The sequence below is a fragment of the Streptomyces sp. G-G2 genome (assembly GCF_030063135.1).
Taxonomy (GTDB): Bacteria; Actinomycetota; Actinomycetes; order Streptomycetales; family Streptomycetaceae; genus Streptomyces.
In genome coordinates this window covers 1-16,444 of record NZ_JASISO010000020.1, presented here as the reverse complement: position 1 = coordinate 16,444, position 16,444 = coordinate 1, and the positions used below count along the sequence as shown (strand labels likewise).

At 74.0% G+C, this 16,444-nt stretch carries 16 protein-coding genes; 9 read left to right on the top strand and 7 right to left on the bottom strand.

What is annotated here, in order from left to right; translation table 11 throughout:
* Nucleotides 1-48 precede the first annotated feature (48 nt).
* Nucleotides 49-993, top strand: coding sequence for an amidohydrolase family protein (locus QMF80_RS17475; protein WP_283454272.1), 945 nt, complete (start codon nt 49-51; stop codon nt 991-993).
* Nucleotides 994-1,024: 31 nt separating this feature from the next.
* Here the strand turns inward: QMF80_RS17475 and QMF80_RS17470 are convergent, their stop codons facing one another.
* Nucleotides 1,025-2,545: an MFS transporter gene (locus QMF80_RS17470; protein WP_283454271.1), complete on the bottom strand. Its 1,521-nt coding sequence runs from the start codon at nt 2,543-2,545 to the stop codon at nt 1,025-1,027.
* 221 nt (nt 2,546-2,766) lie between these two features.
* Between QMF80_RS17470 and QMF80_RS17465 the strand changes: the two genes are divergently transcribed.
* On the top strand, nt 2,767-3,555 hold the full coding sequence (locus tag QMF80_RS17465) for a DUF6585 family protein (protein ID WP_283454270.1): 789 nt from the start codon (nt 2,767-2,769) through the stop codon (nt 3,553-3,555).
* An 84-nt stretch (nt 3,556-3,639) separates the two neighbouring features.
* On the opposite strand, the gene QMF80_RS17460 is transcribed toward QMF80_RS17465, so the two are convergent.
* Nucleotides 3,640-4,119 carry a peroxiredoxin gene (locus tag QMF80_RS17460; protein WP_283454269.1) on the bottom strand — a complete coding sequence of 160 codons (480 nt, stop codon included), beginning with the start codon at nt 4,117-4,119 and terminating at the stop codon, nt 3,640-3,642.
* A 370-nt stretch (nt 4,120-4,489) separates the two neighbouring features.
* Here QMF80_RS17460 and QMF80_RS17455 point away from each other — a divergent pair, with 370 nt between their 5' ends.
* Nucleotides 4,490-5,572 carry a magnesium and cobalt transport protein CorA gene (locus QMF80_RS17455; RefSeq protein WP_283454461.1) on the top strand — a complete coding sequence of 361 codons (1,083 nt, stop codon included), beginning with the start codon at nt 4,490-4,492 and terminating at the stop codon, nt 5,570-5,572.
* Here QMF80_RS17455 and QMF80_RS17450 read toward each other — a convergent pair.
* Nucleotides 5,494-6,987, bottom strand: a complete 1,494-nt coding sequence (locus QMF80_RS17450; protein ID WP_283454267.1) for a glycosyltransferase family 87 protein — start codon at nt 6,985-6,987, stop codon at nt 5,494-5,496. The two genes, QMF80_RS17455 and QMF80_RS17450, sit on opposite strands and share 79 nt — an antisense overlap.
* Before the next feature lie 113 nt (nt 6,988-7,100).
* Here QMF80_RS17450 and QMF80_RS17445 point away from each other — a divergent pair, with 113 nt between their 5' ends.
* The 4 genes from QMF80_RS17445 (at nt 7,101) to QMF80_RS17430 (ending at nt 10,385) form a co-directional block, all read left to right on the top strand.
* Nucleotides 7,101-8,261 carry a molybdopterin-dependent oxidoreductase gene (locus QMF80_RS17445; protein WP_283454266.1) on the top strand — a complete coding sequence of 387 codons (1,161 nt, stop codon included), beginning with the start codon at nt 7,101-7,103 and terminating at the stop codon, nt 8,259-8,261.
* A complete protein-coding gene (locus tag QMF80_RS17440; protein ID WP_283454264.1) occupies nt 8,261-8,737 on the top strand; it encodes a hypothetical protein in 477 nt (158 codons plus the stop codon). The genes QMF80_RS17445 and QMF80_RS17440 overlap by 1 nt, the downstream gene beginning before the upstream one ends.
* A gap of 83 nt (nt 8,738-8,820) precedes the next feature.
* Nucleotides 8,821-9,900, top strand: a complete 1,080-nt coding sequence (locus QMF80_RS17435) for an NAD(P)H-dependent amine dehydrogenase family protein (protein ID WP_283454262.1) — start codon at nt 8,821-8,823, stop codon at nt 9,898-9,900.
* 5 nt (nt 9,901-9,905) lie between these two features.
* On the top strand, nt 9,906-10,385 hold the full coding sequence (locus tag QMF80_RS17430) for a carboxymuconolactone decarboxylase family protein (protein WP_283454459.1): 480 nt from the start codon (nt 9,906-9,908) through the stop codon (nt 10,383-10,385).
* 67 nt (nt 10,386-10,452) lie between these two features.
* On the opposite strand, the gene QMF80_RS17425 is transcribed toward QMF80_RS17430, so the two are convergent.
* The 4 genes from QMF80_RS17425 to QMF80_RS17410 all read right to left on the bottom strand — a co-directional run bounded on the left by QMF80_RS17425 (nt 10,453) and on the right by QMF80_RS17410 (nt 14,323).
* A complete protein-coding gene (locus QMF80_RS17425; RefSeq protein ID WP_502962876.1) occupies nt 10,453-12,114 on the bottom strand; it encodes a GMC oxidoreductase in 1,662 nt (553 codons plus the stop codon).
* A gap of 87 nt (nt 12,115-12,201) precedes the next feature.
* Nucleotides 12,202-12,945 (bottom strand): class I SAM-dependent methyltransferase, encoded by a 744-nt coding sequence (locus QMF80_RS17420; protein WP_502962870.1) that lies wholly within the window; start codon nt 12,943-12,945, stop codon nt 12,202-12,204.
* On the bottom strand, nt 12,942-13,595 hold the full coding sequence (locus QMF80_RS17415) for a TIGR04282 family arsenosugar biosynthesis glycosyltransferase (RefSeq protein ID WP_283454259.1): 654 nt from the start codon (nt 13,593-13,595) through the stop codon (nt 12,942-12,944). The genes QMF80_RS17420 and QMF80_RS17415 overlap by 4 nt, the downstream gene beginning before the upstream one ends.
* On the bottom strand, nt 13,592-14,323 hold the full coding sequence (locus tag QMF80_RS17410; RefSeq protein ID WP_502962869.1) for a glycosyltransferase family 2 protein: 732 nt from the start codon (nt 14,321-14,323) through the stop codon (nt 13,592-13,594). The genes QMF80_RS17415 and QMF80_RS17410 overlap by 4 nt, the downstream gene beginning before the upstream one ends.
* 120 nt (nt 14,324-14,443) lie before the next feature.
* On the opposite strand from QMF80_RS17410, the gene QMF80_RS17405 reads away from it, so the two are divergent.
* Both QMF80_RS17405 and QMF80_RS17400 read left to right on the top strand, forming a co-directional pair.
* A complete protein-coding gene (locus tag QMF80_RS17405) occupies nt 14,444-15,241 on the top strand; it encodes a response regulator transcription factor (protein WP_283454454.1) in 798 nt (265 codons plus the stop codon).
* On the top strand, nt 15,238-16,368 hold the full coding sequence (locus QMF80_RS17400; RefSeq protein ID WP_283454255.1) for a sensor histidine kinase: 1,131 nt from the start codon (nt 15,238-15,240) through the stop codon (nt 16,366-16,368). The genes QMF80_RS17405 and QMF80_RS17400 overlap by 4 nt, the downstream gene beginning before the upstream one ends.
* The last annotated feature ends 76 nt before the right edge of the window (nt 16,369-16,444 follow it).

Sequence of the window (16,444 nt, the reverse complement as noted above, 5' to 3'; positions counted from 1 at the left end):
TCGCAAGCCCCGACGGCGCCGGCTGACCGGGCCGGGCAGAAGATCGACATGCACCATCACTTCTGCGCACCGGAATGGCGCGAGTGGGCCGAACACCACGGGCTGATCACGCCGGAACAGCTGCCGCGCTGGGCGCACCTCGGCGCCGACGAGTCGGTCCGCTTCATGGACCGCGCGGGCATCGCGACCGCCGTGCTCAAGCCCATGCTGCCCGCGCGCTACCGCTCGTCGGCGCAGCTGCGCGAAGCCATCAGCATCACCCTGCGTTCGATGATGGAGGTGGCGCAGGCGCATCCGGGCCGCTTCTCGTTCTACGTCCCGCTGTTCCTGGACGACCCCGACGCGTCCTCCTGGGCCGTGCGCCGGGGACTCGGGCAGCTCGGGGCCGTCGGCGTGAACGTGACGGCGAACTACGGGGGTGTCTACCTCGGTGATCCCGCCTACGACCGCATCTTCGCCGAGCTGAACGAGTTCGCCGCCGTGGTGGACACGCATCCGCACCATTTGCCGGGGGGCCCGCCCGGTCGGCCCGGGGCGATGACGGTTCCGGGCATCCCGAACTTCATGTGCGACTTCCTGCTCGACACCACGCGGGCGGCCGTGAACATGATCAGCCGGAAGACGCTGGACCGCTTCCCGGACCTCTCCGTCATCCTGCCGCACGCGGGCGGATTCCTGCCGTACATCGCCCACCGGATGCAGGCCCTCGGACGGTTCTGCGACCCGCCCGTCGAGCCCGCCGCGGTCCGTGACCACCTGCGGCGCTTCTACTACGACACGGCGGGACCGATGGCCCCGGCCGCGACGCTCCTCGCCCACGTGCCCGCCGACCGCGTGCTCTTCGGTACCGACTGGCCCGCCGTGCCCCCGGACACGGTGCTGGACCAGGCGCTGCCCGCGCTCGACGCCGACCCGGCCTTCACCCCGGAGCAACTGCGCGGGGTCTACCGGGACAACGCGCTGCGGCTGGTCCCGCAGCTGGCGACAGTCTGACCGGGCCGACCGGGCCGACCGGGCCGACCGGTCAGGCCGGTCGGCCGGGCCCGCCGGGGGCCGTGGGGGCTGCGGCGGCCGCCGCGTCGGGGCGGCCGGGGAGGTAGAGGGACGCGAAAGCGGCGCCGGTGGTGAAGAGGGCGGCGCAGAGGAAGGCGTTTCCGTAGCCCGCGGTGAGTGCCTGGGCCGTACCGCCCCCGTGTCCGCGGGCGGTGCGGGAGGCGATGGTGGCGAGGATCGCGATGCCGAGCGCGCCGCCGACCTGGCGGGAGGTGTTGACCAGCCCGGAGGCCAGGCCCGATTCGCGCGGGGGGATCCCGGTGGTGGCCGCCGCGGTGACCGGCAGCATGGCCAGTCCGAGGCCCAGGGTGCAGAGCACGAAGGGCGCGATGACGTCGGTGGTGAACGATCCGTACGCGTCGATGCGCGAGAGCCACAGGAAGCCGACCGTGCTCAGGGACATGCCGCTTACCAGGAGGGGGCGCGGGCCGGTGCGGGGGATGAGGCGTGTGGAGGTCCGGGTGCCGATGACGATCGCGAGGCATCCCGGCATGAACCACAGGCCGGTCCGCAGCGCGCTGTAGCCGAGGACCTGCTGCATGTAGAGGGAGAGCAGGAACCACATCGCGAACATCGCGGCGCCCAGGCCGGCCACGACCAGGTTGGCCACGGCCAGGGCGGGGCGGCGCAGGCTGGAGAGCGGTACCAGCGGGGAGGCGGCCTTCGATTCGATGACGGCGAAGGCGGCCAGGAGCAGCACGCCGACGGCGAGGGCGGCCCAGACGTGCGGAGAGCGCCAGGAGCTGGACCCGGTGGAGATGATCCCGTAGACGAGGGCGGTCAGGCCGACGGTGACGGCCAGTGCGCCGGGCAGGTCCAGGCGGCGCGGGCCGCCCCGGCCGCCCTGCCCGGCGGGTGCCTGCGGGAGGGCGGCATGCGCGTGCGCGACGGGTACGTGCGCGAGCGCGACGGCGAAGATCGCGACGCCGATGGGGACGTTGACGTAGAAGACCCAGCGCCAGCCCGCGTACTCGGTCAGCACCCCGCCGATCACCGCCCCCGCCGCGCCACCCGCGGCGATGACCGAGCCCCAGGCGCCCATGGCGCGCGTGCGGGCGCGCGGTTCGGTGTAGTTGGTCATGATCAGCGTGAGGGTGGCGGGGGCGAGGACCGCGCCACCGATGCCCTGGACGGCCCGCGCGGCGATCAGCGCCCCGCCGTTGGTGGCGAGGCCGCAGGCGAGCGAGGCGGCGGTGAAGACGGCGAGGCCGACGAGGAAGGTGCGGCGGGCGCCGACCAGGTCGGCGGCCCGGCCGCCCAGGAGCAGCAGCCCGGCGAAGCCGAGGGTGTAGGCGTTGACGATCCACTGCTGTCCGGCCGGGCTCAGGCCGAGGGAGGCCTTCATGTCCGGGAGGGCGACGTTCACGATCGACACGTCCAGGACGGTCATGAACTGGGCCGCGCAGGCGACCACCAGGATCATCGCCGTCACCTCGCCCTGGCGAGGTGACGGACTGTTCTCTGTGCGCAGGGCGTGCGGAGCGCTGGGCATCGGGGTTCCTCACGGGCGGGGGCGGGTTCGGCCGGGACGACATGTCTGCCCGCCCGCCCGGTTTCCGTCACAGGGGTGCGGCAACCGGGTGAGCGCTCCGGGGAGGGCGGCGGCCGTTCACGGGCTGTTCGGCCGGGCGTCGGCCGGCGCCGGGGCCGGTGTTCAGCGGCGGCTGCCGACGATGGGGCGACGCGGGCAGCGACACGAGGGTGGGGGTACCCATGGACCAGACCGGGAGCGTCCAGGACCAGGTCGACCGGGAACTCCGGGAGACCGCGGTACGCGAGGGGCTCGGAGCGCGTCGCGCGAGCTACCCGTCGGCGGCGCCGGCGCACAGCGGCCGCGCCCGGGCCGCCGGGGGCCTCGCGGTGCTGACGTCGATCGCGATGGTGGCCGCCGTGTCCTCGTCGTACCCGGCGCTCGCCCTGGCCCTGGCGCCCGTGCTGCTGATCTGCCTCGCGTCCCTGCTCGGCCACGCCTTCGGCTCGGGCCGCAACACCGCGTCGCGCCTGGAGCTGTACGAGAAGGGGCTCCTCGTACTCCAGCGGGGACGGATCCGGGCCGTGCGCTACGCCGACACGACCGTCCTGGACAATGTGGTGCGCCGCACGCAGTACGGCCGCACGCTCTCCGTCACCTACTCCTTCGGCCTCACCGACACCGCGGGCCGCGACCTCACCGTCGGCAGCCTCTTCGCGGGCGGGGAGCTATGGGGGCCCCGGCTGCGCCAGGACGTCACCGCGGCCCAGCTGCCCGGGGCGCTCGACCGGCCGCGCGCGGGGGAACGCCTCGACTTCGGGCCGTTCTGGCTGACGGCGCGGGAGGTGGGTTCCGGCCGCACCTCGGCGCCGTGGCCCCAGATCGAGGCCGTCGACGCGACGGACGGCTCCATCAAGGTCCTGGCCACCGGCCGCCGCGGCCCGCTGGCCGTCGGCTACCTGCGGCTCACCCCGGACGCCTTCCTCTTCCTCGCCCTCGCGCAGCGGCTGCGGACCGCGGCCGGGTCCTGACGGCACCCGGGCGGCCCGGCCGCACCGGGCCGCAGCCCCGGCCGCCCACCCCGCCCGACGCGGCCCGGGTCGGCCTCCTGCGGCCTACGCGAAGGCCGCCAGCTGCTGGGCGAGCGTCGAGACGCTCTGGAAGGTCACGCCCAGCAGCGCGACGTGCTTCCAGCGCAGGGTGCCGTCCGGCGCGATCAGGAAGACCGACCGGCGCACGCCGATCCCCGGCGTGCTCACCCCGAACGCCTTCGCCACCTCGCGCCCGGTGTCCGCGAGCAGCGGCATCCGCAGTCCGTGCTGCCGGGCGAAGCCCTCGTGGCTGTCGACGTCCTGCGGGCTGATGCCCCACACCGTGGCGCCCAGGCCGGTGAACTCCTCGAAGCCGCTGGAGTAGGAGCACAGCTGCTTCGTGCACACGGGCGTGTTGTCACCCGGGTAGAACGCGAGGACCACGGGCGCGCCGCGCCGCCCGCCCAGCGCGTAAGCGCGACGCTCGAAGACGTCACCCACCAGTTCACCGCCGGGCAGGGTGAAGTCACCCACCGCGGATCCCACTTCCGGTGCTGCCGCCACGACCGTCTCCTTCGGTTCACCCGTCACGCCGTACGCGGCGCAACGGTAGCGGCCCGGCGGGCGCGGCGTGTCGGAGCCCCCGCGCATCGAACACCGCGATCGGCGCACGGGGGCTTCAGCCCCGCTCGCCCGGGGCGCGGAGCCGCCCGCGGCCCCGGTCGGCGGGGCGCGCGGCGCGGGAGGGCGGTGATGCCGCCGGCTCCCGGCCGTACGCCACCCAGTGAACCAACCGGCGCACGGCGGCGGCACTGGTACCCGGCACGGAAAATCCCTCGCGCTGAGCGGTCCGGCTCGGGTGATCATCCAGGGTCGACGCTGGTCGGTGGCACACTGGCTGGCGATCCGCCGAAGAGGAGTACGTACCGTGTCGATGTTCAGCAGCCTGCGCAAGGCCGTGCGCCGGAGCTACCGGCGGGCGGTGGACCTCAGCCACCCGGCCAGGTCTCCGCTCGGGAGCGCCGTGGTCAACTGCGTGGTCTACCGGGACGGCGTCCGGCAGGAGGACTGCGCCGACGCCGAGGAGGCGCTGCGCCGGGTCCGCAAGAGCGGCGAGGGCTTCGTCTGGATCGGCCTGCACGAGCCGGAGAGCGAGGAACTCACCGGGCTCGCCACACTGTTCGAGCTGCACCCGCTCGCCGTGGAGGACGCCGTGCACGCACACCACCGGCCGAAGGTGCAGCGGTACGACGACACCCTCTTCGCCGTCCTCAAGACGGTCCGCTACGTCGAGCACGAGCGGCTCACCGAGACCAGCGAGGTCGTCGACACGGGCGAGCTGGTGGCCTTCGTCGGCACCGACTTCGTGATCACCGTCCGGCACGGAGGCCACGGCTCCCTCGGACCGCTGCGCGAAGCCCTGGAGCGTGACCCCGAACAGCTGGCGAAGGGCCCGGCGGCGGTCCTGCACGCGATGGCCGACCACGTGGTCGAGGACTACCTCTGCGTCACCGACTCGGTCCAGAGCGACATCGACTCCGTCGAGAGCACGGTCTTCAGCGAGTACAGCGGCCAGGGCGACGCGGGCCGGATCTACCAGCTCAAGCGCGAACTGCTCGAACTGCGGCGGGCGGTGGCCCCGCTCGGCCGCCCCCTGCACCGCCTCGGCGCCGAGCCGATGCCGCCCGTCCCCGCCGATGTCCGCCCGTACTTCCGGGACGTCGCCGACAACCTGTCCCGGGCCACCGACCAGATAAGTTCCTACGACGCCCTGCTCGACTCGATCCTGCAGGCCCACCTGGCGCAGGTGACCGTCGCCCAGAACGAGGACATGCGCAAGATCACGGCGTGGGCGGCGATCCTCGCCGTCCCCACCATGGTCTGCGGGATCTACGGCATGAACTTCGACCACATGCCCGAGCTGCACTGGCGCTACGGCTACCCCGGGGTCCTGCTCGTCATGGCCGCGGCCTGCTTCGTCATCCACCGGGGCTTCCGCCGCAACGGCTGGCTCTGACCGCCTCCCGCCCACCACCGGGCCGCCGCGCCCGCCACGGCCGCGCCCGCCGCCAGGGCGTAGGCCGCGGTCGGGGTGCCGGGGCCCAGCGCCGCCGGGGAGGAGGCGACGTAGGACGCGGCGCCCGCCAGCGCGGTCGGGAGCCATTCCCAGCGGCCGTCCAGGGCCACCAGAGCGATCAGCAGCAGCGCGTACCAGGAGTACCCCGGGGTCAGCAGCAGGAACGCGGCGCCGGTGACCAGCAGCGAACCGCTCCACGGACGCTCCGGGTCGCCGCGCCGCCAGACGTACGCGATCACCGCCAGCAGCACGACGGCCACGGCGGGCAGGGACCAGGAGTCCGGCAGGACCAGCCGCAGCAGGGCGTAGCGGCCCTTGGCGGCCGGGTCCTCGTACCCCTCCTCCTCGGCGTAGCCGCCGAGGTAGCCGAAGACCGAGGAGTCGGACACCAGGACGTACGGCAGGTACGTCAGGGCCACCGTCGCGGCGGCGGGCAGCAGCAGGGCCGCCGCGTCGCGCCACCGCCGTACGCCGGCCAGCGCGCCCGGCAGCAGCACGGCGGGCAGCAGCTTCGCCGCGACGGCCAGCCCGAACAGCGCGCCCCCGAGCCCCCGGCGGCGGGCTACCACGCCCAGCGCGGCCACCGCGAGGAGCACCGCGAGGACGTCGGCGTGCGCGTTGTTCACCGCCTCCACCGGCACCGCCGGGCACCAGGCCCAGTAGGCGGCGCGCCGCGGATCGGCGCCCCGGCGGCGCAGGATCAGCAGCAGGAAGGCGGTCACGGCCACCGCCAGCAGGGCCCCGCCGACCTGGAGGGCCTTGTGCCGCACCCCGGGCGGGGACAGCGCGTGCACCAGCAGGAAGTAGCCTTCCGCGACCGGGGGGTAAATGGTGTGCACGCGGGGGCGGTTGATCCGGGTGCACACCTCCTCGGAGACCGCGGCCCGGTCCGGTCCGGCGCAGGCGGCGCCGCTCGGAAAGAGCCAGTCGTCGCGCAGCCGGGCGAGCGCGGGATCCGCCGGGGCGTGGTCGTAGGGGGAGGTCCCGGCGGCCTGCACCCGGCCGTCCCACGCGTACCGGAAGGAGTCGGTGCTGGTGCGCGGCGGTGCGACCAGCCCCGTGGCGGCCACCGCGAGCGCGCCGGAGAGGACCAGTGGGACGACGTACCGGGACGGCGCCGCGCGCAGGGCCGCCACGGCCACCGCGAAGAAGGCCCAGGAACCGGCGAACCACCAGGTCAGGGCCGCCTGGTCGGTGAAGAAGCCGTCCTTGCGGACGGTCCCCGTCAGCGTCGCCACCAGAGCGGCGAGGGCGGCGACGGCGCCGAGGACGCCGAGGACGGGCGGGGCGGGCGGGGCGGGCGGGAGGCGCGGCGGGGCCTTCGCGGGCCGGGCGGACGTGCGGGGGCTGGGCATGGGGACAGCCTGGCAGCGGGGTGCGCGCGGACGGGACCGACCGGGCCCGGCGTCCGCGTTTCGTAAGGTGTCGCACCCCCCCGCGCGGCGGGCCGTGCGGCTCTGATGGGGGCATGAGCGCACGAACCCGGCGCAGGCTCACCCTGCCGACCGTCCGACCCCCCTCCTTCTCCGGCGCGCTGCACGACGCCCGGACCGCCACCGCCGTCGGCCGATGGCTCGGCGCGGCCTTCGCCGTGTGCTTCGTGACCGGGCTGATCAGCCACTACCTCCAGCATCCGCCGTCCTGGGCGGCGGACGCGCTGCCGAGCAGACCGGTCTGGGGCTACCGGCTGAGCCAGGGCCTGCACGTCGGCACCGGGCTCGCCGCGATCGTGCTGCTGCTGGTGAAGCTGTGGACGGTCTATCCCCGGCTGTTCGTCTGGCCGCCACTGCGGTCGGTGCGCCACGGCCTGGAGCGGCTCTCGGTCGCACTGCTCGTCGCCTCCGCTGTCTTCGAACTGTTCAGCGGGCTGCTCAACATCGCCGAGTGGTATCCGTGGCCGTTCTCCTTCGTGCCCGTGCACTTCGCCGTCGCCTGGGTCGCGGCCGGGTCGATCCTGCTGCACATCGCCGTCAAGACCCCTGAGATCAGGGCGCATTGGGGCCGTCGCTCGCCCGGAACCCTCGAACTCCCGCCGCAGGACGGCCCCGACCGGCGCGCGCTGATGATCGGCCTCGGCGCGGCGGTCGGCGTGGTCACCCTGACCACCGTCGGCCAGGCCTTCACCCCCCTCAAGAGCCTCGACCTGCTCGCGCCCCGGCATCCCGACCGCGGGCCCCAGGGGCTGCCGGTGAACCGGACGGCGGTCGCCGCGGGGGTGAGCGCGGTGATGCTGCGGGACTGGCGGCTGGAGGTGCGCGGGCCCGTTCCGTACAGCCTGACGCACGCTCAACTCCTGATGCTGCAGCAGACGTTCGCGAGCCTGCCGATCGCCTGCGTCGAGGGATGGAGCGTGGACGCGCAGTGGGGCGGCGTACGGATGCGGGACCTGCTGGACCGGGCCGGGGCCCCGCCGGGCGCCGCCGTGCGCGTCACCTCGCTCGAACAGAGCGGCGCCTACCGGGTGATGGAGATGGGCCGCGCCTACGCCCGCGACCCGCTGACCCTGCTCGCGCTCACCCTCAACGGCGAGGCGCTCTCACCCGACCACGGCTTCCCGGCCCGGATCATCGCGCCGAACCGGCCCGGCGTGCTCCAGACCAAGTGGGTCACCCTGCTGGAGGTGCTCTGATGGCCCGCTCCGGCACGCGGCGGCGGACAACCGCCCCCGGGAGGTGGCTGCTCGGCGCGCTCGGTCTGCTCCTGATCGCCGTAGGGCTGCGCCAGGTCGTCGCCCTGCCCGACCCGTTGAGCGTACTGATCTGGCTCGGCGGCGGCCTCGTCCTGCACGACGGGCTCATCGCCCCGCTCGTCCTCGCGGTGGGCCTGCTCGGCGCCGCCGCGTTCGCCGCCGGACCCGCGCGTGGCCTCGTACGCGGCGCCCTGCTCACCGGGGGAGCGCTGACGCTGATCACGCTCCCGCTGCTGCTGCGCCCCGGGGCCGCGCCCAACCCGTCCGCGCTGCCGCTGCCGTACGGGCGCAACCTGCTGATCGTGCTCGGCGCGGTCCTCCTCCTCACCCTGGCCGCCGCCGGGTTCCTCGCCGCCCGGCGGCGCGCCCGCGCCCGGGACACCCCTGACACCCGTGACGCCCCTGACCACAACTGAATCCGGTTCTGGTGCCTGACGCGGCACAAGTTCCAGGGGCCGTGGCACTAGGAACCTGCGGGCCCGCTCGCTACCCTCCGCGCATGATTTCCACGGTTGTCTGGGGCACCGGCAACGTCGGCCGCGCGGCCATCCGCGCCGTCGAGGCCCATCCGGCCCTGAAACTCGCGGCAGTGATCGTCCACAACCCCGACAAGGTCGGCCGCGACGCGGGCGAACTCGCCGGGCTCACCCACGCACTCGGGGTTCCGGCGACCGACGACATCGCGTCCGTCCTGGCCGCCGGACACCGGGCCGTCGTCTACGCGGCCTCCGGCGACATCCGCCCCGACGACGCCCTGGCGGACCTCGCCAGGGCGGTCCGCTCCGGGGCCGTCGTCGTCAGCCCCGCCCTGTACCCGCTCTACGACCACCGCAGCGCCCCGCCCGAGTTCCGCGACCCCATCGTGGCCGCGGTCGCCGAGGGCGGCGGCTCCCTCTTCGCCTCCGGCGTGGACCCCGGCTGGGGCAACGACGTACTGCCCCTGCTGATCAGCGGGCTCGGTACCACCGTGGACGTGATCCGCTGCCAGGAGATCTTCGACTACTCCACCTACGACCAGCCGGACTCCGTCCGCCACCTCGTCGGCATGGGCCAGCCGATGGACTTCGAGCCGATGATGCTCATGCCGTCCGTCCCCACCATGGTCTGGGGCGGCCAGATCCGGATGATGGCCCGCGCCCTCGGCGTCGAACTCGACGAGATCCGCGAGACCTCGGACCGCCGCGCCCTCGACACCACCGTACGGACGCCCACCATGGGCGAGTTCGAAGTGGGCACCCAGGGCGCCATCCGCTTCGAGGTCCAGGGCATCGTCGAGGGCGAACCCCGCATCGTCATCGAGCACGTCACCCGCATCCACGCCTCCTGCGCCCCGGACTGGCCCAGCCCGCCCGACGGCGCCGGCGCGCACCGCGTCGTCATCGAGGGCCGCCCCCGCATCGAGGTCACCATCGAGGCCACCGACGAGGGCGACAACCGCTCCGCGGGCGGCAACGCCACCGCCGTGGGACGCCTGGTGGGGGCCATCGACTGGCTGGCCGACGCGGAACCCGGCCTCTACGACGCGCTCGACGTACCGCTGCGCCCGGCAGTCGGAAGACTCGGAAGGAAGCAGGCATGAACGCCATGCACATCGACATCCCCGAAGGCCAGCACCCCATCGAGTACGTCTGGGGCGACATGGTCCCCGGCATCGGAATGGCCGCCGCGAACTTCTCGCTCTCGGTCTACGCCCACACCACCCTGGGACTGAGGGAGTTCGAGGCCGCCCGGCTGCGCGTCGCGCAGATCAACGGGTGCGCCTTCTGCCTCGACTGGCGTACCGACCGCGACGGCGAGAAGGTCGAGGACGCCTTCCCCGACGCGGTGAGCGAGTGGCGTACGACCGACGCCTTCGACGAGCGCGCCCGGCTGGCCGCCGAGTACGCGGAGCGCTACACCCTCGACCACCACGGCCTGGACGAGGACTTCTGGGACCGGATGAAGGCGCACTACAGCCAGGTCGAGATCGTCGAACTGAGCATGAGCATCGGTTCCTGGCTGGCCTTCGGACGGCTCAACCATGTGCTCGGCCTCGACAGCGTCTGCGTGCTGCCCGGCCAGTGACGAGGGAAAGGCGCGGGGCCGACCGGTGAACCCGGTCGGCCCCGCCTCCGTCTCGCGTCCCGCCAGGTCACAGGTCCGTGGCGATGATCTTCTCGATGTTGCGCTCGGCGAGCGCGGTGATCGTCACGAACGGGTTGACGCTGGTGTTTCCGGGGATCAGCGCTCCGTCGATGACGTACAGCCCGGGGTGCCCGTGCAGCCGCCCGTAGTTGTCGGTGGCCTTGTTCAGGATCGCGCCGCCGAGCGGGTGGTAGGTCAGGTGGTCGCCCCAGATCTTGTAGGTGCCGAAGAGGTCGGTCCGGTAGATCGTCCCCTCCTTGGAGTTGATCTTGTCGAAGATGGTCTTGGCCATGTCGATGGCCGGCTGCTTCCAGGCCGTCTGCCAGTCCAGGTCCACGCCGCCCGTGGAGGCGTTGTAGGTGAACTGCGCGCGGTTCGGGTTCTTGGTGATGGACAGATAGAACGAGGCGTACGTCTCGATGCCGGTCGGCAGCGGTGCCACCTCGGCGAAGGCGCCGCCCGCCGCCCAGTTGTCGATGCCACCGCAGGGGATCGTGGCCTGGAGCTTGCCGGTGGGGTCCCACAGGTGGTTGGCGCGGCCGCACATGACGTTGCCGTTGTCGCCCCAGCCCTTGCCGATCTCGTTGTTGAGGTTCGGCAGCAGGCCGGTGGCCTTGAGCGTGACGAGCAGCTTGCTGGTCCCGACGCTGCCCGCCGCGAAGAACACCTTGTCGGCGGTCACGCTCTTGGTGGCGACGGTGCCGCCGGTGGTGTCGAGCTGCTGGATGACGACCGTGTAGCCGCCACCGCCCGAGGGGGAGACGGTGGTGACCTTGTGGAGCGGGGAGACCGACACCTTGCCGGTGGCCCTGGCGGCCGCGATGTAGGTCTTCTGGAGGGACTTCTTGCCGTTGTTGTTGCCGTACAGGATCTCCCCGTCCAGCGCCGACTTGGTGGCGGTGCCCGCGGCCTCCTTCTTCATGTAGTCCCAGTCATACACGTCGGGCACGAAGACGTAGGGGAAGTTGGAGCGCTGGGCGTGCTTGCGGCCGACCCGGGCGAACTGGTAGCAGTCCACGGTGTCGAACCAGGCCGGGTCGATCAGACCCACGCCGAGCCCGGCGTTGGCCCGGGGGTAGTACGTGCTGTACATCTCGTCGGGGTCCACCGACGGGAGGACCGCGCCGAAGTTCTCGCGCTTGGGCGTGACCGCCATGCCGCCGTTGACCAGCGAGCCGCCGCCGACGCCGCGGCCCTGGTAGACGGTGATGCCCGCGAAGTCCTCGGCGTCCAGGATGCCGGTGTACTTCGGGATGTCCCTGTCGATGGGGAAGCCGAGGAAGTAGTTCAGCGGCGCCTTGGTCCTGCTGCGCAGCCAGTACGACCGCTGGTCCGGGTTGAGGGTGTTGCAGAAGATCTTGCCGTCCGGCCCGGGGGTGTCCCAGGCCATGCCCATCTCGATCATCTGGACGTCGACGCCCGCCTGGGCGAGGCGCAGCGCGGCGACGGAACCGCCGTACCCGGTCCCGATCACCAGGACCGGAACGTGGGCCCCGTCGGCGATCGGGGCGGCTGCGGGACCGGCGGCCGCGCCGGCCGCGCCGGCCGCCGCCCCGCCGCGCATCTGTGCCGCATTGGCGCGGCCAGCGACTGCCATCGCCCCTAGAATAGAACCTGTTCCTGCGATGAACCCACGACGCGAGAACCCCTTGGATCCCTTGTCGGGCATGGTGGAATCACTCATGTGATCTTCCTCACTCTGGGCCGAGTGGGAACAAGTTCTACTGTTGCTTGCGTGCTAAGTCACTAGATACGTCTAAGTAACTTGCGGCCGGTTCGGCCCCTGCGGACCCGGCCGGACGAGCCGGGCGAGCCGTACGAAGACCCGCGCGCCGGACGTCCACCGCTCCGCCGGAACCCAGCCCGCCGCCGCCGCGTGTCCGGCCAGCGCCCCGGCGCCGACCCGGGCCCACGGGAACGGCGTACCGAGCCCGCCCCGGCCGTCGTCGACCCGGACCTCGCACCGCTCGTCGACCTCCCCGGGCACGCCCTGAACGCACTCGACGATCAGCGAACCGGCGGGCCCGCACACCCCGGCCATCCGCCCCAGCAGCGCGGCCGGATCCCCGCCGATCCCGATGTTCCCGTCGATGAGCAGCGCGGTGTCCCAACGGCCCTCCCCGGGCAGCGGCTCGAACACCGACCGGTGCAGCGCGGCCCCGCCCGAGCGGGTCGTCCGGGCCACCGCCTCCGGGCTCACGTCGATGCCCAGCGCCCGGTGACCCCGCCCGGCGAGCGCGGCGACCAGCCTGCCCGGCCCGCACCCGATGTCCAGCACCGTGCCCCGGCACCGGTCCAGCACCGTCCAGTCGGCCCGGTCGGGGGCCTCGCACCAGCGCTCCACGTCCAGCGGCAGCAGCCAGCCGTCCCCGCGCCGCAGGAACAGCGGGCCCCGGCCGCTGCGCAGGGCGCGGGTGTAGGGGTCGGCGGTCCACGCCGCCGCCGTCGTGGCGCCCGTACCGGCCGCGCCCGCGGTGTCCACCGCGCTCAGCGCCGTCACGAGCGGGCCGCCGTCGGCGCCGTCGCGGCTGGCGCCGTCAGCGCCGCGAACCGGGCCGCGAACCGGCTCCCCGGCACCTGCGCCGCCACCAGCCGGGCGTCCTGCGCGCTGTCCACGTCCCGCAGCTCCGGCAGCCGCCCCACCCGCAGCCCGGCCGCGCGCAGCCGCGCGTACTGCGCGGCGCCCGTCCCGGGCACCGACATCGGTACGCCGCGCAGCAGCGCGGGATCCGGGTCGGCCAGCCCCAGCGCCCAGAACCCGCCGTCGACGGCCGGCCCGAACCAGGCGTCGTACGCCGCCCAGCCCGCCGGGTCGGCCGCCCGGCCCAGCAGCTCGGGCGTGACCTGCGGCGTGTCCATCCCGATCAGCAGCGCGGGTCCGTCGCAGCCCGCGAACGCCGCCGCGAGCCGCTCGTCCAGGGTTCCGGCGCACTGCGCAACCACGTCGAAACCGGTCGGCAGCCAGGGCCCCGGCCGCCCCTCCAGCACCAGCACCCGCCGCGCGGCCGGGGTCGCCGCCACCGCCGCGAGCGTGTCGCGGAGCGAGGCCTCCGCGAGGGCGGCCGCCTCCTCGGGCGTGAACGGCGGGGTCAGCCGGGTCTTCACCCGGCCCGGCAGCGGCTCCTTCGCGATCACCAGCAGTGTGGTCACCGGGTACCCCCCGCCGCGGCCCCGCCCTCGGCCGGGCCACCCGCGGGAGCGGCGGCCGGGGCGCCCGCGGGCTCCGCCAGTACCCGGCTCATGTCGTGCACCGCCTGCCAGGTGCCCCGCCAGGTCCCGGTCACCTTCGACTTCCCCGCGCGCGGCAGGTACGGCACGTCCACCTCCCGCACCCGCCAGCCCGCGTCGGCGGCGCGGACCACCATCTGCAGGGGGTAGCCGCTGCGCCGGTCGGTCAGCTCCAGTCCCAGCAGCCCGGCCCGCCACCCGGCCCGCATCGGGCCCAGGTCGCGCAGCGCGAGCCCGGTACGGCGGCGCAGCAGCCGGGCCAGCGCCAGGTTCCCGGCCCGCGCGTGCACGGGCCAGCTGCGCAGCCCCCGCGCGCGGCGCCGCCCCAGCACCAGGTCCGCCTCACCGGCGGCGACGGCCGCCACGAACCCGGTCAGCAGTCCGGGATCGAGGGAGGCGTCGCAGTCGCAGAAACAGACGATGTCCGCCTCGGCGGCCAGCAGACCGGCGTGGCAGGCGGCGCCGAAACCGCGCCGGGACTCGGACACCACCGTGGCGCCCAGCGCGCGGGCGATCTCGGCGGAACCATCGGTGGAGCCGTTGTCCACGACCAGCGCGCGCCAGCCGGACGGGATGCGGGCGAGTACCCAGGGCAGTGCCTCGGCCTCGTTCAGACAGGGAAGTACGACGTCTACGGTCACAGGTTTCACCGTAGGAATCACGAGCCCCGGAAAGGGGCATCGACTCCTTACGAAACGCGGACGTCACCCCCGCCGGGGGTCCGCTCCACTCCGTCGCCGGAGCGCGGGTGGGAGGCTGGACCCATGAGCATGGACTCCCCACACCCCTCCGCGCCCGCGCCCGCGTCCGGGCTCGTGTCCGCTTCCGGGGCCGCCGCCGACCCGGGCGGCCGGATCCTCGTCGTGGACGACGACCCCACGGTCGCCGAGGTGGTCAGCGGCTACCTGCACCGCGCCGGATTCGTCGTGGAACACGCCGCGGACGGCCCCGCCGCCCTCGCGAGCGCCGGGCGGGCCTGGCCCGACCTGGTGGTCCTGGACCTGATGCTCCCCGGCATCGACGGCCTGGAGGTGTGCCGCAGGCTGCGCGCCACCGGACCGGTGCCCGTCATCATGCTCACCGCGCGCGGGGACGAGGACGAGCGGATCGCCGGGCTGGAGGTGGGAGCGGACGACTACGTCACCAAGCCCTTCAGCCCGCGCGAACTCGTCCTGCGCGTCACCTCCGTGCTGCGCCGCAGCCGGGCGGCGGGCACGGCGGGTTCCCCCGCGGCCGCTCCCGCCGTCGGGCCGCCGGTACTCGCGGGCGCCGGTCTCGCGCTCGACCCGACCACCCACCGGGCCACCAAGCACGGCCGTGAACTGGCCCTCACCTTGCGCGAGTTCGACCTGCTGGCCCACTTCCTGCGGTACCCGGGGCGGGCCATCGGCCGGGAGGACCTGATGCGGGAGGTGTGGGGCTGGGACTTCGGGGACCTCTCCACCGTCACCGTGCACGTGCGGCGGCTGCGGGCCAAGATCGAGGACGATCCCGGCAGTCCCCGGCTCATCCAGACGGTGTGGGGAGTCGGCTACCGCTTCGACGCCGGACGGGAGGAGGCGGCATGAAGGACATCCTGCTCATCGCGCTCTTCGCCCTCGGCGGGGCCGCCTGCGCCGGGGCGCTCGGCGCCCTCGTGCTGCGGCTGGTGCGCCACCGGTCGATGACCGTGTCGCTGGCCGTGGTCGGCGCCGTGACCGTCACCGCCATGCTCGCCGGCACGCTCGCGGTCGCCCAGGCGATGTTCCTGTCCCGGCACGACCTGGGCGTGGTCACCCTGGTGGCCGCGATGGCCGCCGTGGTCTCGCTGGCCACCGCGCTGATACTGGGCCGCTGGGTGGTCGCCCGCAGCCGTGAACTGTCCCTGGCCGCGCGCGACTTCGGTGACGACGGCAGTTTCGCGGCGCCGGCCGCGCCGGCGACCGCCGAACTCGCCGGGCTCTCACGGGAGTTGGCCGCGACGAGCGCGAAGCTCGCGGCCTCCCGGGAACGCGAGCGGGCGCTGGAGACCTCCCGGCGGGAACTGGTCGCCTGGATCTCGCACGACCTGCGGACCCCGCTGGCCGGACTGCGGGCCATGTCCGAGGCGCTGGAGGACGGCATGGCCGCCGACCCGGCGCGCTACCACCGGCAGATCCGTACCGAGGTGGAGCGGCTCAACTCCATGGTCGGCGACCTCTTCGAACTCTCCCGCATCCACGCGGGCGCGCTGTCCCTGACCCCGAGCCGGATGTCGGCCTACGACCTGATCGGCGACGCGCTGTCGGGGGTGGACCCGCTGGCCAGGGAGCACGGGGTGCGGCTGGTGGGGGACGCGGTGGAACGGGTGCCGGTGGAGGTGGACGGCAAGGAGATGACCCGGGTGCTGGCGAACCTGCTGATCAACGCGATCCGGCACACCCCGGCCGACGGGACGGTGGCGGTGGCCGCCGAGCGGCGGGGGGACGGGGTGGTGCTGTCCGTCACCGACGGGTGCGGGGGGATCGCGGCGGAGGACCTGCCGAGGGTCTTCGACACGGGGTGGCGGGGGACGGCCGCGCGGACGCCCCCGGCGGGGGCGGGACCGGTGCCTCCGGCGGGGGCGGGGCTGGGGCTGGCGATCGTGCGGGGGATCGTGGAGGCGCACGCGGGGCGGGCCGAGGTCCGCAACGTGCCGGGAGGGTGCCGGTTCGAGGTGACGCTGCCGGTGCGGTAGCCCTTGCCGGGCGGGGGCGGGGGTGTAGGGGCCGCTGGCTTAGGCGGGCGCGGCCCGGGGGCGGGGGCTCCGCCCC